The following is a 25204-nucleotide window of genomic DNA, read 5'->3' on the forward strand; positions in this document are numbered from 1 at the left end:
GACGGGGTCCGCCTCCCCGGTCGCGCGGCGGCGACGGGACGGGTGAGGCGACGCCGCACCCGCGCCCGCCGTCCCCGAGCGGCACGCAGTCCGGGACGCCGACCCCGCAAGGAGCCCGATGACCGCATCCCACTGCCTCGAGTCCTCCACCACCCCGGTGATCCCCTGGGACGTGCCGCACCTGGACGGGCTCGAGTTCGATCCCCTGCTGCACCGACTGCTGCGCGAGCGGCCCGTCGCCCGGGTGCGCATGCGCTTCGGCGAGGGCTCCGCCTGGCTGGTCACCCGGTACCACGACGTCCAGCGGGCCGTCTGCGATCCACGGCTCAGCCGCGCGCTGATCGTGGACCGGCCCATCACCGGCATGACCCCGCACACCATCGCGCCGCCCGGGGGCATCGGCAGGACCGACCCTCCCGACCACACGCGGCTGCGCCGGCTCGTCGCCAGGACGTTCGGCCCCCGGCACGTGGAGCGGCTCGGCCACCAGGCGCGGGCCGTCGCCGACCGGCTCCTCGCCGCGATGGTCGCGCAGGGCCCGCCGGCCGACCTCACCGAGGCCCTCACCGGGCCCCTGCCGCAGCAGGTGATCGGCTCCCTGCTCGGCGTCCCGCACCGCGACATGGACCGCCTGCACGCGTGGCGCCGTGTGATCCTCACCAGCGACCACTCGCTCCGGGAGGGCGAGGCGGTCAAGCGGGAGATCGCACGGTACTTCCGGGACCTGGCGGCCCTGCGCGCCGCCGACCCCGGCGACGACCTGTTCAGCGCCCTGGTCGCGGCGCACCGTGAGGGCGCGCTCGACGAGGCGGAGCTGATCTCGCTGTCGGTGATGATCGTCCTGAACGCGCTGGACCAGGTGCGCAACCTGACCTCCACCATGGTGTACGCCCTGCTCACCCACCCCGGTCAGCTCGCCCTGCTGCGCGCCGAGCCGGCGCTGATGCCGCGGGCGGTCGAGGAGCTGCTGCGGTTCATCCCCCAGCGCAACGGCGTGGGCCTGCCCCGCGTCGCCACCGAGGATCTCGTCATCGGCGGCCGGCCCGTCGCGGCGGGCGAGGCGGTCCACGTCTCGTACCTCGCCGCCAACCGCGACCCGGAGGTGTTCACCGACCCCGACCGGCTCGACCTGACCCGCGACGAGGCCCCCCACCTGGCGTTCGGCCACGGCATCCACTACTGCCTGGGATCGGCGCTCACCCGGGTGCAGGCCACCGTCATCCTCACCAGGCTCCTGGCCGCGCTGCCCGACTTCCGGCTCGCCGTCCCCCCGGCGCGCGTCGAGTGGCTGCGGGGAACCGTCAACCGCGGTCCGCGGCACCTGCCGCTCACCTGGTAGCGAGCCCGCCGCGCACCGCGGGGTGTGCGCGCGGCCCGGCCGGGAAAACGGCAGCTCATGAAGGCAGTGACGGCGCTTCGTGAGCTTGATGTGCGGGTGACCCGCCGGGTGGCGGCATGGGACTCGGTGGCGGCGCGGCGGATGCTGCCCGCCGTGGAGGAGGCGAGCCGGCACACCAAGCTGTGGTGCGGCGCCGCCGTGCTGATGGCGACGGCCGGGGGGTGGCGGGGCAGGCGGGCGGCCGCCGCGGGCCTGGGCGGCATGGCCGTGGCGCAGGTGGTCTGCAACGCCGTGGCCAAGCGGCTCGCCGAACGGTCCAGGCCGCCCCGGGAGTGGAGCGCCGCCGACGGCGAGGCGGATGACCGGCCGGGCAGCTCCTCGTTCCCGTCCGGGCACACCGCCGCGGCCGTCGCGTTCACCTGCGCGGTCGCCCCGACGTGGCCGTGGGTGGGCGCCGCCTGCGCGGCGCCGGCCGTCGCGGTGGCCGTGGAGCGGGTGCACAGTTGCGCGCACTACCCGAGCGACGTCGCCGCGGGCGCGGTCCTCGGACTGGCCGCGGCGTGCCTGGTGCGGCGCTCGCCCCGGCTGCTGCTGCGCCACTGGCCGTGATCCGGCGGGCCGCGCGGCTGCCGCCGACGGCCCGCCGGCGGCCCGGCAGGAACCCGCCCGGCGGATCCGCGTCCGGAGGTCCGCTCGGCCGTTCGAGCGGGTACCTGGAACCTGTCAGGGTCACGGGACGACCCCAGGGGGTGTGGGTGATGGAGCAGGCGATGACGCGGCTGTGGCGTCTGCGGGCCAATCCGCTGCGGCGCCGCTCGGACGTCGCGGAGGCGTGGGTGGCGCTCGCGGCCGCGGTGCTGGTCGCCGTGGGGGCCCCGGCCGCGGGCGTGGCGGCGGGGCTGTCCGCGGACGCGGCGGTGCGCGAGGAGCTCGCGGGGCTGCGGCGGGTGAGCGCCGTGCTCACCGAGGACGCCCGGCTGGCGAAGGGCGCTGCGTACAGCGTGGAGGAGGCCGTCAAGGGCCGCGCGGAGGTGCGGTGGACGGCGCCGGGCGGCGCCCCCGGCTCCGGTGTGGCGGTGGTGGCCCCGCACGCGAAGGCCGGTTCGCGCACCGTGGTGTGGGTCGACGGCGACGGCGGGCTGCGGCGCGACCCGCCGACGCACGCGCAGGCCAGGGCGCAGGGCATGGCGACGGGCGCGGCGGCGGCGGGCGGGGTGTGCCTGCTCGCGGTGGGCGGCTGGTGGTGCGCCAGGGAGTGGCTGGACCGGCGTCGCGAGCAGGAGTGGGAGCGGGAGTGGGCCCGGTGCGGCCCGGAGTGGCGCAGGAAACCGGTGTGACGGCCGCGGGCCGGGCGGCTTGGGCGTGCCCCGGCCGGGGTGCCGTCCCGAGCGGGGTGCGCGTCGGCGAGTGCCCCGGCGGGAGGCCCGAGGAGCCGGGGTGGCCGGGGATGCCGTCGGCCCGCAGCGGACGGGGGTCGCCGATCAGCAGGCCGAGCAGCCCGCAGACCCGCCCCCGCGGCCCGCACCCTCCGTGAGCGCCTCGCTCCCCCGGTCCGCGCGGCGCCGTCGCCGCCCTGTCCCTCAGCGTTCGGCGCCCGCGGCGCCGGCCGCCTCCGGGGTCGGCGCCACCCGCCGGGCCCGCGGGTGCGGCGCCACCGGCTCGCAGGGCACGGGCGCGGCGGGGCTGTGGGGGAAGCGGATGGTCAGGAGGGCCCGGTCGTCGGGCATCTCCGCGTCGGGGTGGTGGTCGAGGAACCGGTCGCACAGCTCCTCCACGGTCGCCCCCGCCGTGCGGCGGGCGAGCTCGGTCAGCCGGGCCAGGCCCGTGTCCAGGGTCTCGCCGCGCCGCTCGATCAGGCCGTCGGTGTAGAGCAGCAGGACCTCGCCGCCCTCCAGGGCGATCTCCGCCTCCTTGTACTCGATGCCGGTGACGGGACCGAGCGGCGGCGCGGTCGCCTGGTCCAGGTAGCGGCTCGTGCCGTCGGGGCGGATGAGCAGCGGCGGCAGGTGCCCGGTCCTGGCGTAGCGCAGGACGCGGGTGCGGCGGTCGTACACCAGGTAGCAGGCGGTCGCCATCAGCCCGTGGTGGTAGACGTTCAGGAAGGCGTTCAGCTCGGTCAGGACCGCGCCGGGGGCCGTGCCGCAGCGCAGGGCGATGCCGCGCAGGGCCGTGCTGATCTGCGCCATGGCGGTGGCCTCGGCCAGTCCGTGCCCGGCGACGTCGCCGATGGTGAAGCCCACGTGGTCCCGGTCCAGGACGTGCACGTCGTACCAGTCGCCGCCGACGTCCACGCTGTCGGTGCCCGGGGCGTAGCGGCCCGCTATGTCGATGCCGGGGACGACCGGGAGGGTCGGCAGCAGGCTGCGCTGGAGCCGCTCGGCGAGGCGGTGCTCGTGTTCGTACAGGGCGGCGCGGCGCAGGGCCTGGGCGATCTGCTGGCAGACCGCGGTGGTGTGCTCGGGCCCGGCCGGGGTGTCGCCGGGGGTGTAGGTGACGGTCAGGTTCCCCAGCACCAGGCCGTCCGCCTCGAGCTCCACCGTGACCTCGGTGCCCTCCGTGCCCGGCCGGTGCGCGGGCTCCGCGCCGGGCGGGGCGGCCCGGCCCGGCTGCTGGTCGAGGTCGGTCCAGCGGTCCCCCACCAGGGCGCGCAGGTCCTCGGCGGGACCGAGGGAGGGCAGGAGCCGCTGGGAGTGCAGCGCCAGGGCGATGCCGCGGGCGCCCAGCGTCTGGGGGGCGGTCCGGTGCACCGCGGTGACCACGGCGGCCAGGGTCGTGGCGGCGCCCAGCGAGGCGGTGAGGCGGTACAGGTGCTGGAGGCGCACCCGCCCGGCGTGCTCGGCGGCCAGCAGGCGCTCGCGCTCGGCCTCGGCCACGCGCCGGAACGCGACCTCGCGGTTGAGGGCGGCCACCTGCTGGCTCAGGGCGACGAAGCGGTCGCTGCGGTCCAGGCGGGTCATCACCACCTGCACGGCGGCTTCCCCGTCGTCGTACCAGGTGGCGCGGGCGCCGTGGCAGCGGAACCGCACCAGCGACCCGTCGGCCCCCGGCACGGTGAGGGCGCCCGGGAGGGGGTCGCCGCTGCACAGCCAGTGCTCCATCTGGCTGAGCAGGATGTGCCTGTCGTTGACCGCCAGGTCGAACAGGTTCGCTCCGACGCTCAGCACCGGGGCCTGGCGCGTGGTGACGGCGTTCACCGCGAGGATCCGCCCGTCCGCCGCGCACAGCAGGACCGGGTTGGGCAGCACCTTGACGATGGCCTTGAAAAGGCCGAGGTCCATCAAGGCACCCGTGTGGGCTCGGGGCCGGTGCCCTCGAAGGGGGCACTGTCGTAGTACTCGCGGCCGACGGCCTCCTCGGCCTGCTTGTCGGGCACGAGGTGGACGACGACCCGGCACCTGCCGTGGCCCCTGGCGATGGTCTCCTGGAGCTCGACCTTGGCGTAGCCGAGGTTGCGCGCGGCGATGGTGCCGAACATGTTGGAGGTCATCATGCACATCGACTCGCGGCCGACGACCTTCTCGGCGAAGGGGCAGCTCCGGCTGGCCAGCACGATCCTCTCGTCGTCCTGCTCGACGATGTAGAAGTCGCCCTGGATGCGCTGCTTGAGGTCGACCAGCACCTCGGCCACCTGCTCGCGGTCGAGCCGGTCGACGGCGAGGGCGCGGGTGTAGGAGTCGTTGATCTGGTTGCCCACGCCCTGGGACACCAGGCTGATGTAGCCGGAGGCCTCCTCCAGGCCGACCACCGCTTCCAGCGAGGTGGCCAGCTCCCTCACCAGCGTTCGGAGGAATACGTCGCGGTCCAGTCCGATGTCGGCGTCCGCCACTTGGCTCACGGAGCCCTCCCCTCGCCTCAGCGCGCACGCCTCACTGGTTGCCCCGACATGGTTCGAGACCAGCATAAACCGCTTTCCCGCCGTTGTGAGACGCGTATCTCGTTACGGATGGCGTTCCCGGCCACGCCGACTCGCTCCGCCCCCGGCCCGGCCCCGGCCGTGGGCCGGGGCGGCCGCCGCGCGACCGCGCCGACCTGCGGCGCGAGCGGCCCGCCGGGGCGGCGGCGTCCGTCAGCCGTACTCGAGTTCCGGTTCCGGCCTGGCGTGGTGCCTGCTGATGTTCCGCTCCAGCAGGGCGAACGCCTCGGGCACGCCCACGCCGTCCTCGCCGGGCGCGGGCAGGCGCCCGCCGGACCTCTTCAGCTCGCCCAGCGCCCGGTCGATGGCGGCGTGGGCCGCGAACAGGCAGGGCGTGCTGTACACGGCGACGTCCACGCCCAGCTCGGTGAGCTCCGGCAGGGACAGCATCGGCGACCTGCCGCCCGCGATCTGGTTGAACAGCAGCGGCTTGCCGCGCACGGCGGCGCGCACCCCGCGGATCTGCTCGACGCTGCGCACGCCGTCGACCAGGACCACGTCCGCGTCGGTGGCGGCGAGCGCCGCGGCGCGGCGCAGCATCTCCTCCTCCTCGGTGGCGTCGGTGCGGGCGACCACCACCAGGTCGCGCCGCGCGTCGAGGACCATGGCCAGCTTCTCCAGGTACTCGTCCAGGGGCAGGACCTGCTTGCCGCCGACGTGGCCGCAGCGCCGGGGGCGCTTCTGGTCCTCCAGGACCACGCCGGACGCGCCGATCGCCTCCAGGTGCTGCACGACGTGGCAGGCGGTCTCCGGGTCCACGTAGCCGTCGTCGATGTCGACCAGCAGGTGCTGCCGGGGCAGGGCGAGCCTGAGCCGCTGCACGAAGGCGACGATGTCCGGCCAGGCGATGAAGCCGATGTCCGGCAGGCCGTAGTGGGACGCGGCGAATCCGAAGCCGGAGACGAACAGGCCGTCGTAGTGCCGGGCGGCGACGGACGCGGAGAGCATGTCGAAGATGCCGATGATCGGCGTGGTGCCCTCCTGCGCGATGGCGGCCCGCAGTCGGCTGGGGTGGTTCACCGGCGACTCTCCCGGTTCTCGGTGGCGGACGCGGCCCCGGTGGGGCGGGCGGCCCCGGCGGGGCGGCGCGGGGCAGGCGTCAGCGCCGCGGCCGCCGCGGGACCGTCACTCACCGTCCGCGATCGACTACTGTCCGGCAGGACATTAGTCATGGGCGGGCCCCGCAACAAGCGCACCGGGCGGCGTCACCGGGTCGGGGCCTCGGCCCGGAGCCCCGGGCCGGGGGAACGGGGATCCGCGTCCGTCCCCGCGTGTGGCACGAGTTGATGAAGTGACCGCGGACGCGGTCGGTTGAAACGGTAGTCTGCCCGGCGGAGGTGGCCATGGCCGTGCGGGCGGCCGTGTCCGCGGCGGAAGGGACGTGACGTCCCGCCGCGGCACCGGGCCCGACGGCGGCGCTCCGCGCACCGGCGCGGCGCGGCCGAGGCGCACTCCTCCACCCATCCGCGTGCGGTGGCCCGGGGACGCGTGCCCCGGCCCCGCCGTCCGCCTGCCCGGTCCCGGCGGAGCGTGCCCCGCCCGGCGGCGCGGGGCGGGCCACAGCACCACACAGGAGAGACAACGTGACAGGCAGCACCCCTGGCGACCGCGCGCGGGAGCGGGACGGCGCATGGTGGCGTGAGTCGGTGGTCTACCAGGTCTACGTCCCGAGTTTCGCCGACTCGGACGGCGACGGGATCGGCGACCTGCGCGGCATCGCCGGCCGCCTCGGCCACCTGGCCCGGCTCGGCGTGGACGCGGTGTGGCTGACGCCGTTCTACCCCTCGCCGTGGGCCGACGGCGGGTACGACGTCGCCGACTACCGGGACGTCGACCCCCGGCACGGCACCCTGGACGACTTCCGCGACCTGCTCGCCGGGGCGCACGGGCTCGGCCTGAAGGTGATCGTCGACATCGTGCCGAACCACTGCTCCGACCGGCACCCGTGGTTCCGCGAGGCGCTGGCCGCGCCGCCCGGCTCGGCCGCGCGGGACCGGTTCGTCTTCCGCGACGGCCGGGGCCCGGACGGTGGCGAGCCGCCGTCGGACTGGCAGTCGAAGTTCGGCGGCCCCGCCTGGACCCGGGTGCCGGACGGGCAGTGGTACATGCACATCTTCGCGGCCGAGCAGCCCGACCTGAACTGGGCGAACCCCGAGGTCGCCGCCGACTTCGAGCGCACCCTGCGGTTCTGGCTCGACCTCGGCGTCGACGGCTTCCGCGTGGACGTCGCGCACGGCCTGTGCAAGGACCTCACCCCGCCGCTGCGCGACACCCTCGGCGGTGACACCGCGCCGCTCAACGCCCCGCCGGAGGGCGACAACCACCCGTTCTGGGACCGCGACGAGGTCCACGACGTCCACCGCGCCTGGCGGAAGGTGGTCGACGCCTACGACCCGCCGCGGATCCTGGTCGCCGAGGCGGGCGTCAGCGCCGCGCGGCTGCCGCTGTACACGCGTCCGGACGAGATGCACCAGGCGTTCAACTTCTTCTATCTGCGCTGCCCGTGGGACCCCCAGGAGTTCCGCCGGGTCGTGGACACCTCCCTGGACGGGGCGCGCTCGGTGGGTGCGCTGCCGACGTGGGTGCTGTCCAACCACGACGTGGTGCGGCACCCGAGCCGGTACGCGCTGCCCGAGGGCACCGACCTGGTGGCCTGGCTGGCCTCCGACGGCCGCGAGCCCGCGCCGGACACCGGGCTCGGGCGGCGCAGGGCGCGCGCCGCGGCGCTGCTGACCCTGGCGCTGCCGGGCGCGGCGTACGTGTACCAGGGCGAGGAGCTGGGCCTGCCGGAGGTGGCGGACCTGCCGCGGGAGGCGCTGCGGGACCCGATGTGGGAGCGCACCGGCCGGGCCCGCAAGGGCCGCGACGGCTCCCGCGTCCCCCTGCCCTGGACCCGTACGGGCCCCGGCCACGGCTTCGGTCCGGGCGAGGCGACCTGGCTGCCGCAGCCCGAGGGCTGGGGGGCGTACGCGGTGGAGGAGCAGGAGGGCCGCCCCGGCTCCTTCCTGGAGCTGTACCGGACGGCGCTGCGAGTGCGCCGCGCCCACGCCGGGGACACCGGCTTCGCCTGGCTGCCGTCGCGCGAGGGCGAGCTGGCGTTCCGCAAGGGCTCCGGACTGGAGTGCCGGGTCAACTTCTCCGGGCGCCCGCTGCCCCTGCCGGACGGCGCCCGGGTGATCCTGGCCAGCGAGGAGCCCGAGGACGGCGCGATCCCGCCGGACGGCGCGGTGTGGCTGGAGGTGACGGCCGGGCCGGACGGGGACTGAGAGCGCCCGCGGGCGCCCCCGGACGGACGGGTCGACGGGCATGGGTGTGGACATCGCGGTGCTGGTCGTCGACCCGGAGCGCCTGACCGGGACGCCCCGCGGGGAGCGGCTGCGCCTGCTGCGGGACGCCGTGTCCGCGCTGGACGACGAGGGCGACCGGGGCGGCGGGGGCGGCGGCGCCGGGGCGGACGAGGGCTGGGCGTGGCCCGCGCGGGCCGGCACGCCCTGGTACGGCGTGTACCGGTTCCCGGGCACCCTGGACTCGTTCAAGCCGCACTTCTGGGCCGGAGAGGCGTGGGAGCGGGTCCGGGGCCACGCCGGGCCCGCGCTGCGCTCGGCGCTGGACACGTTCCTCTCCGGGCTGTTCTGGGACGGGCCGTGGCCCCCGGAGGACGGGGACGGCGGGGACGGGGACGGCGGTCTGCTGCCCCGGCGGCGGGTGATGGTCGCCTGCCCGCCGGAGGACGTCCCGGCGCTCGCCGCCGCGTGGCGGGAGGCCCTCCCCCTGCTGGACGGCCTCGCGGAGCCGTTCGCCGTCCACGCCGCCAGGCCCTCGGGCTGGACGCGCGACTTCGCCGAGTTCCGCGGTCTGCTGCACGACTGGGCCGAGGTGGTGGACGAGGCCGGGCGGCGCGGCTGGGCGGTGGTGGGCCTCGTCCCGTACTGACCCGGCCCGGGGCCGCCCGCCGGGTGTGCGCCCGCGCCGCGGGGGAACCCCGGTGGTGCCCGGGTGCGCCGCCCCGGGCACCAGGTGCGGAGCGCGAGGGACCCGTGGATTGGGACACCGTCGTCCACGAGCTGTACGGGCTGCGGCCGGAGCGGTTCACCGCCGTCCGCGACGAGCGCGCCCGGGAGGCGAGGCGGGCCGGCAGGCGCGACCTCGCGGAGCGCGTCGCGGCGCTGCGCCGGCCCACGCTGGCCGCTTGGGCGAGCAACCTGCTGGTCAGGGCGGAGCCCGCGGAGGCCGCCGCCCTGGTCGAGCTCGGGCAGGCGCTGCGCGACGCCCACCGCGTGCTGGACGGCGGACGGCTCCGTGAGCTCAGCCGCCGCCAGGGCGCCGTGGTGGCCGGCCTGTCCCGGCGGGCGCGGCGGCTGGCCGCCGGGGCCGGTCACCCGCTCGGCGACGACGCCCAGCGCGAGGTCGAGCAGACCCTGCGGGCGGCGCTGGCCGACCCGGAGGCGGCCCGCGCCTGGGCGGAGGGCCGGCTGGTCGCTCCCCTGTCCCCCGCCACCGGCCTGCCCGCCGCGGACGTGGCCGCCGCCCGCCGCCCCGCGAGCCGCCCGGCCCGGCCCGCCCGCCCGGACCGGCGGCGGGAGGCGGAGCAGGCCCGCGCGCGGCGGGAGAAGGAGGAGGCCGAGCGGGAGGTCGCCGCCCGGCGGGAGGGGCAGGCGGCGGCCCGGCGGGAGCTGGAGCGGGCCGTGCGGGAGCGGGAGCGCTGCGAGCGGCGCGCCGCCGGGCTGCGCGAGGAGCTGGCCCGCGCCGAGGCGGAGCAGCGGGCCGCGGCCGAGCGGGAGCGGGAGCGGCGCGACCTGCTGCGGCAGGCCGACCGCGCCCTGCGCTCCGCGTCCGCGGCGGCGGAGCGCGCCGGGGCCGCCGGGGGCGATCGGGCCCCCGGTGGAGGCGGGCCGGGGTGACGGTGAGGGAGGCCGCCCGGAGGGGGAGGCGCCCGTCACCGGGGCGCGCGGTCCGCGGCGCCGCCGGGCGGGGCACGCCCCCGCGGACCGGCCCCCGGCGCCGGCGCCCGCTCGCGGCTCGCGCGGGGGCGGCCGGTGATGTCGTCGCCGTGTCGGCGATCTCCGATAGGGTTTCGGGAGGAGTGCCGGGAAGTCTGGTCGGCGAGCAGGACACCCGTCTGTTCACCGAACGGAGCCCCCCGATGGCGCTCGCACGACGCCCGAGCCGTGTCGCGGCCCTTCGCGCGTCCACGCCGAAGCGCCCCTCGTCTCTCCTTCGCCGCCGTATCCGCCGCCCGGCGCCCCGGCCGCCGGCGCCTTCGGGATCGGCCCGCCGCCCCTCGCCCCGCCCGGCCCCGTGCCGGCGAGTCGCCACGTGCCTTGAAGGGAACCCATGACGGATCACCAGTTGCTGGCCGAGCAGGTGACGCGCTCCCTGGAGGCGGCGGGCCTCCAGGTGGCGGGCGGGACCGATGTGCGCAAGCCGGGGCTCCGGGTGCGGCCGGTCGCCGGGGGTGTCCTGATCACCTGGACCTCGTCGGCGGGGCTGGCGTCGCTCGCCGAGCACGGCGGCGGCACCGGGGAGCGGGGCGGAAGCGTGGAGGAGCGGCTGCGGGAGGTGGTGCTCACGGCGGTCGTGGGCCTGCTCACCCAGCTCGGCCACTCGGTGGCGCCGGCCCAGGACCTTGGCGGCCTCCTGGTCACGGCGGAGGGGGCGCGGCGTGGCGACCCCGGCGAACCGTAGCGGCCCGGCCGGCCCCTACCGCGGCGGCGGCGCCGTGCTCCGCCGCAGGACGAGGCGGGTCGGCACCAGGGTGGTGCCCCGCTCCGGGGAGTCCTGGCGCATCTGCCGCAGGACGCCTTCCACGCAGCGCCGACCCACCTCGGCGAAGTCCTGGTGGACCGTGGTCAGCGGCGGCAGGAAGGAGCCGGCCTCGGGGATGTCGTCGAACCCGATCACGCTGACGTCGTCGGGGACCCTCCTGCCGCTCTCGTGCAGCGCCCGCAGCAACCCCAGCGCCATCTGGTCGTTGGCGGCGAACACGGCCGTGCAGTCCGCCCGCTCGGCCAGCCGCAGCCCCGCCCGGTAGCCGGACTCCGCCGACCAGTCGCCCCTGACCGGCGGCGGCGCCACCCGGCCCGCCCCGGTGAGCGTGGTGCGCCAGGCGTCCGCGCGGCGCTGCGCGGCGAAGGACTCCTCGGGGCCCGCCAGGTGCCACACGGTGCGGTGGCCGAGGTCGAGCAGGTGCCGCACGGCGTCGCGGGCCCCGCCCGACTGGTCGGTGTCGACCACGCTGTAGCGGTCGCCCGCGTCCGAGTCGACCACGACGACCTGGGCGTTGGGCGGCAGGGAGACGGTCGCCGCGTCCAGCAGGTGCACCTCCATGATGACGATGACGGCGTCCACGGCGAGCTCGCCGAGGCGGGAGAAGGCGCCGCGCACCTCGTCATGGGTGGGGACGGCGACGGGCAGGAGGGTGACGGCGTAGCCCTCCTGGGCGGCGGAGGCGGCGATGGCCTCGAGGGTGCGCACGTTGCCGGTGGTGGAGAGGGTGAAGGTGATGACGCCGATGGTGCGGAACTCGCCGCGGCGCAGGGCCCGGGCGGCGCTGTTGGGCCGGTAGCCGAGCTCCTGCATGGCGGCCAGCACCTGCCGCCTGGTCTCCTCGGTCACGCCCGGGTAGCCGTTGGAGACGCGGGAGACGGTTTGGGAGGAGACGCCGGCGAGGCGGGCCACGTCGGCCATGGACGCGCCGGGCCGGACCCGCGCGCGGGCGCGGACGCGGGTGGGGGGCGCGCTGTCCGCTGTGTCCACTGCTGTCCCCCAGTTTCGTGCCGCGTCGGGGTCCCCGGACGACCCTTGACCGCCGACATCGGACAGTGTAGACATGCCGCCACCGCATGTTTACGTAAACATCATCCGCGCGGAGCCGCTCGCGCGCCGGCCGGTGTTCACGTGGACATCCGCGGCCGCACCGGCCGCCCGCGACCCTGGTCCCGTTTCGGAACGAGGCCCGGGCCGCGAGCGGCGCCGCGACCGCGGGGGCGGGCACCCGCCCGCGGCCGTTCCCCGCCCGACGACGACGTCCGCGCCACCGCCGTCCCGGCGCAGCACCGGAAGGACCGCCATGACCCCCGCCCTCCCGTCCCGGCTGCCGCACGGACCGGGTGGTGACCCCGCACCGCACATCGCCTACGGCGCGGACTACAACCCCGAGCAGTGGCCCCGCGAGGTGTGGGCCGAGGACATCCGGCTGATGCGCGAGGCCGGGGTCACCGTCGTCTCCCTGGCGATCTTCTCCTGGGCCCGCCTCCAGCCCGCCGAGGACCAGTGGGACTTCTCCTGGCTCGACGAGGTCATGGACCTGCTGCACGCCGGCGGCATCGCCGTGGACCTGGCCACCGCCACCGCGTCCCCGCCGCCGTGGCTCACCGCGGCGCACCCGGAGATCCTGCCGGTGACCGCGTCCGGCGAGACGGTGTGGCCGGGCGCGCGCCAGCACTGGCGGCCCACCTCCCCCGTCTTCCGGCGGTACGCGCTGGCCCTGGTGCGGCGCATGGCCGAGCGCTACGCGGACCACCCCGCGCTGGTGGCGTGGCACATCTCCAACGAGCTGGGCTGCCACAACGTGTACGACTACTCCGACGACGCGGCGCGCGCGTTCCGCGACTGGCTGCGGGCCCGCTACGGCACCCTGGAGGCGCTCAACCACGCCTGGGGCACGGCGTTCTGGTCCCAGCACTACACCGACTGGGAGCAGATCCTGCCGCCCCGGCTGGCCGCGTCCCACCCGAACCCGACGCAGCAGCTCGACTTCAAGCGGTTCTCCTCCGACGTGCTGAAGGAGTACCTGCGCGCGGAGCGGGAGGTGCTGCGCGAGATCACGCCGCGGGTGCCCGTCACCACCAACTTCATGGTGATGAAGGACATCAAGGGCATGGACTACGCGGACTGGGCCGGGGAGGTCGACTTCGTCGCCAACGACCACTACGTGCGCCCGGGGCCGCAGGCCAGGGACGAGCTGTCGTTCTCCGCCAACCTCACCAGCGGCATCGCGGGCGGGCGGCCGTGGTTCCTGATGGAGCACTCCACCAGCGCCGTCAACTGGCAGCCGGTCAACGTGCCCAAGCTCCCGGGCGAGCTGGCGCGGGACTCGCTGGTGCACGTGGCGCACGGCGCGGACGCGGTGTGCTTCTTCCAGTGGCGGCAGTCCGCGGCCGGGGCGGAGAAGTACCACTCGGCGATGGTGCCGCACGGCGGGGCCGACAGCGACCTGTTCCGGGACGTGGCCGCGCTCGGCCGGACCCTGCGGGCGCTCGCGCCGGTCGCCGGGGCCGAGCGGGAGCGGGCCCGGGTGGCGGTGCTGTTCGACTGGGCGTCGTGGTGGGCGAGCGAGCAGGACTCCCACCCCACCTCGCTGCTGGACTACCGCCAGGAGGCGCTCGACTGGTACTCGGCCCTGCTGGCCCTCGGGGTGCGGGCCGACGTCGTGCCGGCCGGCACCGACCTGGCGCCCTACCCGGTGGTGGTCGCGCCCGTGCTGCACATGGTGCCCGCGGCGCTGGCCGAGGAGCTGACGCGGTACGCCGAGAACGGCGGCCACCTGGTGACCACGTACTTCTCCGGGATCGTGGACGAGAACGACCACGTCTGGCTGGGCGGCTACCCCGGCGCCCTGCGCGACCTGCTCGGCATCCGCGTCGAGGAGTTCGGCCCGCTGCCGGACGGGGAGTCGGTCGAGCTCGACGACGCCTCGCCGGGCACGCTGTGGACCGACCGGATCACCGTCACCGACCCCGCCACCGAGGTGCTGGCCGGCTACCGCACCGGCGCCTGGGCCGGGCGCCCCGCCGTCACCCGCCGCGCCGCCGGCCGCGGCTCGGCCGCGTACGTCTCCACCCGGCTGGGCCCCGACGGCCTGGCCCGGCTGCTGCCGCGGCTGCTGGACGCGGCCGGGGTGGGCAGCGAGCTGCCCGCCGAGGCGCGCGGGCGGGTGGAGCTCGCGGTGCGGCGCGACGCGGGGAACCGCTACCTGTTCCTGGTCAACCGGACCGACGAGCCGGTGCCCCTGCCGGGCCTCACCGGGGAGCCGCTCATCGGCGGCACCGGCGCCGCAGGGCCGCTCGTCCTCCCGCCCCGGGACGTCGCCGTACTGCGGCAGCCCGCCTCCTGACGCCTGAACCGCGCAGCGCACGGTCAGCGCACCCGGCATGCCCGCCGGCCATGCCGCACCCTCCGTCCCACCGCAGCGACCACCACAGAAGTTGGGAGCACACGATGGCACGTCGCACCCGCAGCAGACGACGACTCATCGGAGCCATCGGCACCGCCCTGGCCACCGGCGCCGTCCTGACCGCGGTCCAGCCCCCGCTGGCCCAGGCCCAGGACGCGCGGGCCGCGCAGGCCGCGGCCGAGTCCGTCACCGTCCGGCCCGACCCCTCCTACGCGCACGAGAAGTTCCAGGGCTGGGGCACCAGCCTGGTCTGGTTCGCCAACGCCACCGGCGACTACCCGCCGGAGATCCGGGAGAAGCTGGCGCAGCTCCTCTTCGGCGACGACGGCCTCGCCCTGAACATCGCCCGCTACAACATCGGCGGCGGCAACGCCCCGGACGTGAAGGACTACCTGCGCGCGGGCGGCGCGGTCCAGGGCTGGTGGAACGCCCCCGAGGGCACCACCCGCGAGGACACCGACTGGTGGAGCGCCGACGACCCGGCCGACTGGAACCCGGACGCCGACGCGACCCAGCGCTGGTGGGTGGACCGGATCAAGGACGACATCGACCACTGGGAGACGTTCAGCAACTCCCCGCCGTGGTTCATGACCGTCAGCGGCTACGTCTCCGGCGGGTTCGACGCCAACGCCGACCAGCTCAAGGCGGAGTCCGTCGACGACTTCGCCGAGTACCTGGTGGGCGCCACCGAGAAGCTGGAGAAGGCCCACGGCATCAAGGTGGACACCCTCGACCCGTTCAACGAGCCCAACACCGGGTACTGGGGCACCCGCCTGGGCCCCGACGGGGAGCCGGTCGGCGGCCGCCAGGAGGGGGCGCACATGGGCCCCGAGCTCCAGCAGAAGGTGATCACCGCCCTGGACAAGGCGCTGGACAAGTCCGGGACCAAGGCGGAGATCTCCGCGATGGACGAGACCAACCCCACCATCTTCGCGCAGAACTGGCGGACCTATCCCCAGCAGGTGCGGGACCTGGTCGACCAGATGAACGTCCACACCTACGGCACCGGCAACCGCACCACCGTGCGGGACCTGGCCAAGGCCGCGGACAAGCCGCTGTGGATGAGCGAGGTCGAGGGCGACTGGGGCGACGGCCAGGACTTCGAGGACATGCGTCCCGGCCTCGGCCTCGCCCAGCGCATCGTGGACGACCTGCGCGAGCTGGAGCCCGAGGCGTGGGTGTTCTGGCAGCCCGTCGAGGACTACGACAACATGAAGCCCGGCGGCGAGTCCGCCAAGGGCGGCAACTGGGGCAGCATCCAGCTCCCCTTCAGTTGCACCGCCGAGGACACCCTGGCGACCTGCCCGATCCGCACCAACACCAAGTTCCACACCGCCAGGAACTTCACCCACTTCATCAAGCCCGGCGACCGGCTGGTGAAGGTCGACGACACCTCGAGCGCCGCCGCCGTGTCCCGGAGGGGCGACGCCGCCACCGTCGTCCACGTCAACAGCGCCACCGCGCCGCGCACGGTCACCGTGGACCTGTCCAAGTTCGGCCACGTCGCCCGGGGCGCCACCGTCACCCCCGTGGTGACCAGCGCCGAGGGCAAGCTGGAGCGGCGGGCCCCGATCGCCGTCACCGGCGAGCGGGCGTCGTTCACCGTGCCGGCCCAGTCGGTGACGTCCTTCCTCGTCAAGGGGGTCTCCGGGGTCGCCGGGGACGCGGCGACGCTGCGCAAGGGCCACACCTACGAGCTGACCGGCGCCCAGAGCGGCAAGGCGCTCACCGTCGCCGACGACGGCGAGGGCCTGGTCATCGAGACCGCGGGCCCGGGCTCGGCCGACCCCGCCAAGCGGTGGCAGATCAAGCAGGTCAGCGGCGACACCGGCAACCAGAAGCGGTACGTGTTCGCCAACCCCGCGCGGGGCGAGCGGCTCGCGGTGCGCGACGGCGCCGCGGTGCTCGAACCGGACCGCGGGCCCCGCGACCGGGCCACCCAGTGGATCATGTCCACGACCGGTGACGGCACCTGGACCCTGGTCAACGCCGCCACCGGCCGGCTCCTGGAGGTGTCCGGGCAGGCTACGAACGACGGTGCCGCCGTCGGGGTGTGGGAGCCCAACTCCGGGGCAAACCAGCGGTGGAAGGTCACCGACGTGACCGGCGCCGCGCGGGCCGAGTAGCGCCCGCCCGCCCGCCCCGCGGGCTCCGCCGCCAGGGGACCGGCGGCGGAGCCCGCGGCCTTTCCGCGTCCTCCCCCGCGAGCCCGGGTCGCGTCCGAACCGGGCCGGACTCACGCCCGGTCGAAGCCGCGCTGCCGCTCCACGTCCGTGACGAGGTGGCGGGCGTGGTCCAGCTCCGCCGCGGCGTGCCGGGCGTAGTGCGCGGTGACCTCGGCGCCGAACACGTCGCGCCCCGCGGGCTCCAGGAAGGCGTCGAGCGCCTCGGCGAGCGTGGCGGGCAGCGGCCGGGCGCCCCCCGCGTCCCGGTAGGCGTCCCCGGCGCACGGCGCCGGCGGCTCCGCGGCGTCCGCCAGGCCGGCCGCGACACAGGCCAGCACGGCGGCCAGGGCCAGATAGGGGTTGGCGTCCGCCCCGGGCAGCCGCACCTCCAGGTGGCGGCCCCGGCCGTGGCCGGTGACCCGCACCGCGCAGGTGCGGTTGTCCTCCCCCCAGGTGAACGCGGTCGGGGCGAAGGAGCCCGGCCGGAAGCGGCGGTAGGAGTTGGGGGTGGGCGCCCACAGCGGGGCCAGGTGCGGCATGAGGCGCAGCAGCCCGGCCACGGCGTGCCGGACCGGGTCGCTGTGGGCGCCGCCCGGCCCGGCGAACAGGGGCGCGCCGTCCCGCCACAGGGACAGGTGGACGTGGCAGCCGTTGCCGGTGCCGGTCTCGGGCGCGGCCATGAACGTCGCCGCGAGGCCGCAGGCGCCGGCCACGTGACGCACGGCGGGCTTGAGCACGGTGTGGTCGTCGGCGGCGCGGAGCGGGTCGCCGTGCCGGAAGGTGATCTCCACCTGGCCCGGCGCCGACTCGGTCTTGAGTGCTTCGAGCGGCAGGCCCGCGCCGGTCACGGCCGACCGCAGCCTGCGCAGGAACCGCTCCAGGCGCGGGGGGTGGTCCAGGGCGTAGTCCAGGTTGTGGTGGGTGACGGGGACGAGGCGGCGGCGGGGGTCGGCCGGCAGGGGGCCGCCCGTGCCGTCCCGGCCGGCGGGGTCGTCCCGGCCGGCCGGCGGGCGCGGCCCGTTCCCGGCGGGCCGGTACAGCGTGAACTCGGTCTCCAGCGCCGCCCGCGCGGTCAGCCCCGACGCGGCGAGCCGCTCGATCTGGCGTTGCAGCATCCGCCGCGGCGCCACCTCCACCGGCCGCCCGTCGCCGTGCAGCGCGGTGGCGTGGAGCAGCGCGGTGCGCGGGCGCCACGGCAGGGTCCTGGCGGTGGCCAGGTCGGGGACGGCGACCAGGTCGCCGTAGCCGTCGTCCCAGGAGGTGAGGGCGAACCCGTCCAGCGGCGTCATGTCCGCGTCGGTCGCCAGGACGTAGGCGCACATGTCCGTGCCCCGGGCGGGCGCCTCCAGCAGGTGCGCGGCGTCGTGGATCTTGCCCTTCAGCCGGCCCTGGAGGTCGGGCAGGGCCACCAGCACGGTGGTGACGGCGCCGACCGCCGCCTGCCGGCGCAGCTCCTCCGCGGCCAGCCGGCCGCGCGGCGCCCCTCCCGCGGGTGCGGCGGCCTCCCGTGCGCCGACCGGTTCCGTGGCGGTCATACGACTCCCTCCCCGACCTTGGCCATGCCGCGGTCGCCCGCGTAGTCCACGGTGGTGGGCTCGGTGTAGGCGTGCCGTCCCCGCACCCGCCACCACACCCAGGCCAGGGTGAGCGCGGTGAGCAGGGCGACGGGGGCGTAGTTGAAGGTCTGCGTGGTGACCGGCGACGACTGGGGCAGGCAGAACACGACGGTGACGCAGGCGACCCACGCCACCGCCACCACGCCGACCGGCTTGGAGAAGCGGCCCAGGTTCCACGGCCCGGGCACGAACCGGCTGCCCGCGAGCAGGCGCAGCAGGACCGGTATCGCGTAGGCGGGCGTCATCCCGACGACGTTGATGGCCACCACCGCGCCGTAGGCCGTCGCCGACCACAGGGAGGGCAGGGCGAACACGAAGGCGGTGGCGACCGACAGCAGCACCGCCCAGTGCGGGGCGGTGTGGCGGTTGGTGCGCACCAGCCGCGCCGAGAACGGCATCGCGCTCTTGCGGCTGAACGCGAACACCATGCGCGAGGCGGCAGCGACCTCCGCGTTGCCGCAGAACAACTGGGCCACGATCACCACGAGCAGCAGGGCCTTCGCCGCCGTCATGCCCAGGGCGTCGAGGAAGATCTGGGCGGGCGCCACCCCGGTGGCCGACGCCTGGGTGCCGGCGTAGTCCTGGATGGCGAAGACCATCGCGGCGATGAGGACGAACCCGGCGACCCCGGACCAGGCGATGGCGCGGACGATGCCGCGCGGGGCGTTGACCGAGGCGCCGGTGGTCTCCTCCGACATGTGCGCGGACGCGTCGTAGCCGCTGAAGGTGTACTGGGCCATCAGCAGCCCGAGCGCGACGACGTAGACGGTGCTGGACCAGCCGGTGCCGTTGACGAACTCGAACGCGAAGTCCGGGGACCGGTGGTGGGACGGGACGACCACCAGCGCGCCGGCGATCACGGCCACGCCCGCCAGGTGCCACCACACGCTCACGGTGTTCAGCAGGGACACCAGCCGCACGTCGAACAGGTTCAGCACGGCGTGCAGCAGCAGAATGCAGGCGAAGACGGCGAGCACCCGGCCCTCGGTGGGGGCGATCCCCCACTGGAGGTTGAGCAGGGCGCTGACGAAGGTGGCGGCGCCGTAGTCGATGGCCGCGATCCCGCCGATCAGGCCGAGGGTGTTGAGCCAGCCGGTGTACCAGCCCCAGCGCGGGCCGCGCAGCCGGTCGGCCATGAAGAACAGCCCGCCCGCGGTGGGATAGGCGCTGGTGACCTCGGCGAGCGACGCGCCGAGGCACATCACCGCCGCGAAGACCACCAGCCAGCCGCCCAGCATCATCACCGGTCCGCCGGCGCCCATGCCGAACGCGAACATCGTCATGCAGCCGGAGAGGATGCTGATGACGCTGAACGAGGCGGCGGCGTTGCCGAAGCCGCTCATCCGGCGGGTGAGCTGGGGCCTGATGTCGAGTTCGCGCAGTAACGCGTCCTCGTCGCGGGCGAGGCGCCGGGGGCTTGCGCTGTGGGACACGGGTATCACCTCGGGGAAGCGTCGGTGGGGTCGGGGGGCCGCGGGGCCCGGCGGAGATCCGGGGGCGCGGCCCCGGCACGGGGTTTGGGGTGCGGGCCGCGGCATGGGCTTCGGGGGCAGGGGGTCCGGGGGCGCGCACCCGGTGGGAGTCCAGAGGGCTTCGCCCCCCCTGGACCGCCGGGGGTCAGCCGCCCGGCCGCGCGGGGCCGGTCATGCGCGTCCGCTCTCGTCCAGGGCGCGCAGGCAGGCCTGGCGGGCCTCGGCGAAGACCTCGGCGCCCGAGTCCCCTGGCGGGGCCTCGAAGGCCCAGGGCAGCGGGGTGCGGAATCGTTTCATCGCCCGGAAGACGCGGCCCGCGTCCGCGCGGCGGTCCGCGGACCACAGGGCGTAGGCCAGGTGGTTGAGGTCCAGCAGGGAGCGCTCCGCCGTGGCCGGGGAGTCGAACCAGGACTCCAGGGCCCGGCGGGTGTGGTAGGCGACGCCGGGCGCCGCCCAGTGGATGTACCGCAGCACGTCCACGGCACCGGGCCGCCTGCCGCTCCAGTAGTTCTCCACGTACACGTACAGCGGCAGCACCAGCAGCGACGACCCCTCCGGCGCCCGGGAGTCCGCCCACCGGACGAACTCCAGGCCCGCAGCGGGAGTCCCGCCGGCGCAGGTGCGCACGAATTGCAGCGCCCGGTGGTACGCCTCCCGGTTGCCCGGGTCCAGCCGGTCCACGTGCGCCAGCAGCCGCCACGGGCCCGGCGGCAGCATCACGTCGCCGTGCGGCACCCGGTGCTCCGGCCGCTCCCGGCGCGCGTCCGTCCGGGCCAGGGCCAGCAGGCACACCCACGGCACGGGGTCCCGCGGGTGCCGCTCCGCCGCGGCCAGGCACAGCCGCCGCGCGGTGGCGGCCAGTTGCGCGGTGGAGGTGTGCGGGCCGCGGGCGTGGCCGTGGGCGAGCAGCGCCCGCTCCACCGCGACCCGCGCCGACATCACCAGCGCGTCGTAGCTGTCCGGCTCCTCGGCCCGCCACACCCGCACCAGGTCCGACCGGGCGGCGGTCACCGCCAGGACCTGGGTGCGCGAGGTCCGCCGCGCCCAGTCGGCGCCCGTCCTGGCCAGGAGGTCGCGCATCGCCATCCAGTGGCCGGCGACCACCTCGTCCACGGCGGCGCGCAGCTCCGCGTCGAGCCCGCCCGGATGGTAGACCGCGGCCTCCGCAGCCCGTGCCATTCCACGCCCCTCCCTGGCCGCCGCTCCGGGACCGCGGTGCTCATCCGGCGGTGCCCGCACGTCTCGCGGACCGGTGTGCCGGCCCCGCAGTGGCGGAGGTGTTGCAGCTCAACGCGCCATGGCCCTTTCTCACGGGGAGTCACGGTCATTGCCTCGCGACGGGTGGACGGCGGGGGCGGGCGGCAGGCGGTGGGCGGGGGCGGTGAATGGCGAACGGCCGGGTTCGGCCGGTGACCCGTGCGATCGCGCGTCGCCGCGCGTGGTGGCGCGGTGTTCCGCGTCGTGCCGTACTGCTCCGCATTGCTCCGCGCGTTCCGCGGTGTTCCGCGGTGTTCCGCGTGGCTTTCCGGGCGGGGTTTCGCCCGTGTTCCGCCCGGTGCTCCGTTCCGTGTTCCGTCCGGAGTTCCGCCGGTGGTTCTCTCCGCCGCCCAGCCGCTTTCCGCGACACCGCCGGGGCCGCCCGTGCGCACCGCTGCCCGCCGCCCGCTGTCCGCGGGGGAAGGCGGCGGCCGGCGCCCCGGCCTGACGTCGCCGTCCAGTCCTACCAGCACGGGCCTCCCCCGCCGAAACTCCGCCCCGCCCGGTGGGGCTTCGCCGCCGGTGTTTTCGGACCTCCGGGAAGTGACGGAAAATCACCTTGAAGGCGGTGGGCCGATCCCCCGTACGCGTTCTCGCCTCATCCGGGGAAGATTTCCTCCCGGTGACGCGGAGAAGACGGTGAGGAAAAGCGCGACCGGCCGTTCCCGCCTTTTCCACACGTCATCCCGCACACATGCCGGCGCGGCCGGCGGACCCGGTCGCCAACCCCGACCGCGAACCCCGCGAGCCGCGCGGAGGCCGCCGGGCGGACGGCCCGAAGCCATCGGCTCGCCCCCGCCCCGCGGTGTTCCCGCCGAACCTGACCGGATACGGACGGGCCTCCGCGGGCCCCGAGGGGAGCGCTCGGCCGTGGCCGGACCCTTCCACTCCCACTGCTCGGAGCTGCGCGCCGCGGGCTTGTCCCCCTCGGGCGCCACCCTCGCCGTCGCCACCAGCGGCGACCCGACCCCGTGGACGCGCGGCCCCCGGCGGGGAACCCGGGCGCGGATGGCGCGCGCCGATCGGCGACCTGGTCACCGTTCGGCGGGGTCGTGCCACCAGACGTGGACCTCGGTGCTCGGACGGCGCTCGGAGAAGCGGCCGGACGGGGAGGCCTCCCGCAGCAGCCCGCGCAGGTCCGCCTCGAAGGCGCCCTGGCGCGGGCCGAACAGGTGCGGGGCCGAGTAGGACATCGAGAACACCCACGCGACGATGTCGTCGCAGGTGCGCTCCAGCGCCTGCCCCGCGGGGACGACGAGGCGGTCGGGACCGGCGAATCCCGCACGGGCGAGCACCGCCGCCTCACCGCCGGGCGTGCCCTGCGGCAGCACGCCCCGGCCGGCCCGCCGGACCGGTCCCAGGTAGCGCTTGACCAGCTCGTCGATCGCCGCGGCGGGCGGCGCCGGATGGGGCAGTCCTCCGGCGGTGCGCGCCTCCGTCTTCAGGTCCGATATGTGCACCAGGGCCCCGCCGGGCCGGAGCATCCCCCTGATGGTCGCCGCCACCAGGTCGCGGTCCATCCAGTGGAAGGACTGGCCGAACGTCGCGACGGTGAACGTGCCGAGTCCCGCGGGCAGGTCCTCGGCCCGGGCCCGCACCCACCGCGCCTTCCCGGCCACCCCCGCCCGGGCGGCTCCCCGGGCGGCTTCGGCGATCATCCCGCTGTCCGGGTCCACGCCGACGACCTCGGCGAACAGGTGAGCCAGGCTCAGGGCGAGGGTTCCCGGTCCGCAGCCCACGTCGATCAGGCGCCCCCGCCCGTCGAGCCCCAGGGCCCCGGCGAGGACGTCCGCCAGCCCGGGGGCGTAGGGGAGCCGCCCGCGCCGGTAGTGGGCCGCGGTGCCCGCGAACAGCGTGTCGTCCCACTCCCAGACGCCGGTCACGTCCGTCCACCACCTTCGCATCGCGTGATCGCCGACCGCCCGGCCGCCGATGATCCCACGGCTCGGCGGACGGCCGCGGCGCGCGGCGTCAGAACTGGGCGTCGAAGTAGTCGATGTCGGTGATCTCCACCTCGAGGTTCAGGGCACGGGAGCCGTGGTCCTGGAAGTACACCTCCTGAAGGCCCCGGGCGACGATGTCGCGCAGCTCCCGGTCGCCCGCGCCGCGCTCCTGGGCGGACAGCAGGCGGGCGGCGTGCTCGGGCGGGAGGTGGACGGTCAGGCGCCGCAGCCGGGGGTCGTCGGTGGTGCCGATGGGCGCGGTGTAGCCGAAGCGGGCCCTGGTCTCGATGGTGATGCCGGTGCTGGTGGCGGCCTGCCTGCGGCGGCGCAACCGCACCCGGGGCTGCCACACCTTGGCGACCTCGCGGGCCAGGGCGTCCCGCAGCGGCGGCCGGGGGCGTTTGCGCTGCCCGGCGAGGTAGCGCTCCACGGTGCGCCGGGACACGCCGAGGCGCGCGGCCACCGCCCGGGTGGAGCCCCTCTCGGCGCGCATCAGCAGCCGCATCTGGGCGAGCGGGGTCTTCGGCGGCTGCCGGGTGAACGCCTCGGCCTCGGCGCGCCGGAGGGCGTCGTCGATGTCGCCCACGGGTCACTCCCCCTCGTCCAGGACGGCGTCGCCGCCCTTGATGTGCCGGGCCGGGTTGTGGCCCTGCTCCATCAGGTCCACCGCCCAGGCCATCTCCTGGACGCCCTCCAGCTTGGCCGAACCCGGCGTGGCGCCCAGGCGGAAGGTGCCGGGCACGGGCGCGCCGTCCGGTGTGCGGGGCAGGAAGTCCCGCGGGGAGGGACCCGGGCTGGGGTAGACGACGCAGTCGGACAGCACGGCCAGGGGGTGCGGGCCGCCGGCGCGCACGGTGTTGAGCAGCTTGCGGTGCATGTTCACCCGGGCCTTGGCGATGACGGCGGCGCGGATGTCGGGTCGCCAGGTGGGGCGCTCCAGCGCGGGCCAGCGCTCCCCGTCGCGGTAGCCGCGGCCCTGGGGGCGTTCGCGGAGCTTGCCGATGCCGCCCTTGACCGTGGCCTTGATCGCCGAGAGCACGCAGGCCAGCGCGGGGTCCACGTGCTTGTGGCGCTCCATCGCGGCGAGGAACGCGGCCTCGTCCGGCTCCCTGCCGACCGGTACGCCGAGGTCGGCCATGGTGGCCAGGTAGGCGTCCTTGAGCCGGTCGTGCCACGGGTCGAGCCACGCGCCGGTCTCCCGGCGCAGGTACGCCTCGACTGGTGCCACGTCTGCGCCGAGCTCCACGGCGTAGGCGACGGTGGGGGTGGCGTACCAGGCGGGGCCCGAGGGGCGCTGCCCGGACGGGGTGAAGGGCGACGGCAGCCGCGGGTCCAGCTCGACGTGGGACAGGTCGACGTACCAGCAGCCCGGGACCTTCCGGTCGAACACGGGCCGGGGCACGTGGACCGGCTCGCCCAGGCCCACCGTCAGACGGGCGGAGGCGGCGAGGAACGCGGTGTTGATGTCGACGCCGACCGCGAACGGCAGCAGGCACTCGGCGTCCTCCAGCAGGCCCGGGTCGCGGACCCACTGGTACGCCTCCTCGTCCAGGAACCCGCCGGTCCAGCCCTGGGCGACGGGGTGTTCCACGGGGGCCTCGGGCGGCGCGGGGTCCACCGGCCGGGTCAGCGCGCCGGCGTTCGGCGCGGAGACCCAGGCGCCGGTCTCGTCGCGCACCGCGCGGGTCGGCGGGCGCAGCGCGCTCATCAGCTCGAGGCCGGAGACCGCCGTGGAGCCGCGCGGGGTGATCACCCGGGCGGCGTACGTGCCCAGGGCGCGGGCGAGTTCGTCGGGCGGCAGCTTGGCGGCGCCCGCCCAGGCGCGGGAGTCCAGCGCGTCCCAGGGCAGCACGGCCAGTTGCACGCACTGCCGCCGCCCGCCCCGGACGGGCCGGTAGACGCGGGCCCAGGGGCCGAAGCCGCGCTGGGTGAGCCGCCACTTGGCGCGGGTGAGCTGCCTGACCACGGGGTGGTCGTCCGGCAGCCGCAGCCCGCGCCGGTCCTCCAGGCGCGGCGGCAGGCCCAGGCGGTGGGCGGCGGCGGCCGTCAGCACGATCAGCGGGTCGGAGTCGCTGCCGTGCCGGTGCAGCTTCGGGGCGCCGAGGCCGGACTCGCGCAGCGTCCACTCCACCAGGGCGGGGACGGTCGTCGCCGGGCAGTCCAGCAGCGTCCCGCCGGGGCAGTGCACGGTGCCGTCGCCGTCGAGCACGCCCAGCGGGCCGTGGGGGAACCGCGGGTCGGCGGGGGGCGCGGCGGCCCCGCGGGCGGGCGGGCGGCCGCCGGGGGGCGCGGGCGGGCCGGTCACCGCCCGCGCGGCCCGGGGC

General features: G+C 76.2%; 19 protein-coding genes. 9 read left to right on the forward strand and 10 right to left on the reverse strand.

The window, feature by feature from the left end:
- Positions 1 to 118 precede the first annotated feature (118 nt).
- The 3 genes from ACYVO2_RS30985 (at position 119) to ACYVO2_RS30995 (ending at position 2676) form a co-directional block, all read left to right on the forward strand.
- On the forward strand, positions 119 to 1339 hold the full coding sequence (locus tag ACYVO2_RS30985; RefSeq protein WP_461011377.1) for a cytochrome P450: 1221 nt from the start codon (positions 119 to 121) through the stop codon (positions 1337 to 1339).
- A gap of 57 nt (positions 1340 to 1396) precedes the next feature.
- A complete protein-coding gene (locus tag ACYVO2_RS30990; RefSeq protein WP_461011378.1) occupies positions 1397 to 1948 on the forward strand; it encodes a phosphatase PAP2 family protein in 552 nt (183 codons plus the stop codon).
- 161 nt (positions 1949 to 2109) lie between these two features.
- Positions 2110 to 2676: an Rv1733c family protein gene (locus ACYVO2_RS30995; RefSeq protein ID WP_461011379.1), complete on the forward strand. Its 567-nt coding sequence runs from the start codon at positions 2110 to 2112 to the stop codon at positions 2674 to 2676.
- Between the two features lie 243 nt (positions 2677 to 2919).
- Here ACYVO2_RS30995 and ACYVO2_RS31000 read toward each other — a convergent pair whose 3' ends face one another.
- From ACYVO2_RS31000 to ACYVO2_RS31010, 3 genes are all read right to left on the reverse strand, one after another.
- Positions 2920 to 4617, reverse strand: coding sequence for a PP2C family protein-serine/threonine phosphatase (locus ACYVO2_RS31000; RefSeq protein WP_461011380.1), 1698 nt, complete (start codon positions 4615 to 4617; stop codon positions 2920 to 2922).
- Positions 4617 to 5174, reverse strand: a complete 558-nt coding sequence (locus ACYVO2_RS31005) for a methanogen output domain 1-containing protein (RefSeq protein WP_461011381.1) — start codon at positions 5172 to 5174, stop codon at positions 4617 to 4619. Before ACYVO2_RS31005 ends, ACYVO2_RS31000 begins: the two co-directional genes overlap by 1 nt.
- Positions 5175 to 5405: 231 nt before the next feature.
- Positions 5406 to 6272 (reverse strand): isocitrate lyase/PEP mutase family protein, encoded by an 867-nt coding sequence (locus ACYVO2_RS31010; protein ID WP_461011382.1) that lies wholly within the window; start codon positions 6270 to 6272, stop codon positions 5406 to 5408.
- A 563-nt stretch (positions 6273 to 6835) separates the two neighbouring features.
- On the opposite strand from ACYVO2_RS31010, the gene ACYVO2_RS31015 reads away from it, so the two are divergent.
- The 4 genes from ACYVO2_RS31015 to ACYVO2_RS31030 all read left to right on the forward strand — a co-directional run bounded on the left by ACYVO2_RS31015 (position 6836) and on the right by ACYVO2_RS31030 (position 10937).
- Complete coding sequence (locus ACYVO2_RS31015) at positions 6836 to 8518, forward strand: glycoside hydrolase family 13 protein (RefSeq protein ID WP_461011383.1); 1683 nt, start codon at positions 6836 to 6838, stop codon at positions 8516 to 8518.
- A gap of 40 nt (positions 8519 to 8558) precedes the next feature.
- A complete protein-coding gene (locus tag ACYVO2_RS31020; RefSeq protein WP_461011384.1) occupies positions 8559 to 9185 on the forward strand; it encodes a hypothetical protein in 627 nt (208 codons plus the stop codon).
- 104 nt (positions 9186 to 9289) lie between these two features.
- Positions 9290 to 10153 (forward strand): hypothetical protein, encoded by an 864-nt coding sequence (locus ACYVO2_RS31025; protein ID WP_461011385.1) that lies wholly within the window; start codon positions 9290 to 9292, stop codon positions 10151 to 10153.
- Between the two features lie 433 nt (positions 10154 to 10586).
- Positions 10587 to 10937, forward strand: coding sequence for a hypothetical protein (locus tag ACYVO2_RS31030; RefSeq protein ID WP_461011386.1), 351 nt, complete (start codon positions 10587 to 10589; stop codon positions 10935 to 10937).
- Positions 10938 to 10952: 15 nt separating this feature from the next.
- On the opposite strand, the gene ACYVO2_RS31035 is transcribed toward ACYVO2_RS31030, so the two are convergent.
- The gene (locus ACYVO2_RS31035) at positions 10953 to 12008 is read right to left on the reverse strand and encodes a LacI family DNA-binding transcriptional regulator (RefSeq protein ID WP_461011387.1); all 1056 of its coding nucleotides are present in this window, start codon (positions 12006 to 12008) and stop codon (positions 10953 to 10955) included.
- Positions 12009 to 12321: 313 nt separating this feature from the next.
- On the opposite strand from ACYVO2_RS31035, the gene ACYVO2_RS31040 reads away from it, so the two are divergent.
- Together ACYVO2_RS31040 and ACYVO2_RS31045 are read left to right on the forward strand one after the other, a co-directional pair.
- Entirely contained in the window at positions 12322 to 14367 is a 2046-nt protein-coding gene (locus ACYVO2_RS31040; RefSeq protein ID WP_461011388.1) for a beta-galactosidase, read from the forward strand.
- Positions 14368 to 14471: 104 nt separating this feature from the next.
- Entirely contained in the window at positions 14472 to 16553 is a 2082-nt protein-coding gene (locus ACYVO2_RS31045) for an RICIN domain-containing protein (protein WP_461011389.1), read from the forward strand.
- A gap of 110 nt (positions 16554 to 16663) precedes the next feature.
- Here the strand turns inward: ACYVO2_RS31045 and ACYVO2_RS31050 are convergent, their stop codons facing one another.
- The 6 genes from ACYVO2_RS31050 to tap all read right to left on the reverse strand — a co-directional run.
- Positions 16664 to 18127, reverse strand: coding sequence for a glutamine synthetase family protein (locus ACYVO2_RS31050; protein ID WP_461011390.1), 1464 nt, complete (start codon positions 18125 to 18127; stop codon positions 16664 to 16666).
- Entirely contained in the window at positions 18124 to 19641 is a 1518-nt protein-coding gene (locus tag ACYVO2_RS31055; RefSeq protein ID WP_461011391.1) for an amino acid permease, read from the reverse strand. Before ACYVO2_RS31055 ends, ACYVO2_RS31050 begins: the two co-directional genes overlap by 4 nt.
- A gap of 210 nt (positions 19642 to 19851) precedes the next feature.
- Positions 19852 to 20859, reverse strand: a complete 1008-nt coding sequence (locus ACYVO2_RS31060) for a hypothetical protein (protein ID WP_461011392.1) — start codon at positions 20857 to 20859, stop codon at positions 19852 to 19854.
- 1112 nt (positions 20860 to 21971) lie between these two features.
- On the reverse strand, positions 21972 to 22841 hold the full coding sequence (locus ACYVO2_RS31065; RefSeq protein ID WP_461011393.1) for a class I SAM-dependent methyltransferase: 870 nt from the start codon (positions 22839 to 22841) through the stop codon (positions 21972 to 21974).
- Positions 22842 to 22908: 67 nt separating this feature from the next.
- Entirely contained in the window at positions 22909 to 23466 is a 558-nt protein-coding gene (gene tpg, locus ACYVO2_RS31070) for a telomere-protecting terminal protein Tpg (RefSeq protein WP_461011394.1), read from the reverse strand.
- Between the two features lie 3 nt (positions 23467 to 23469).
- Positions 23470 to 25204, reverse strand: a 1735-nt coding sequence (gene tap, locus ACYVO2_RS31075; RefSeq protein ID WP_461011395.1) for a telomere-associated protein Tap, incomplete at its 5' end; no start/stop codon positions are given.

The sequence above is a fragment of the Streptomyces capparidis genome (assembly GCF_054782095.1).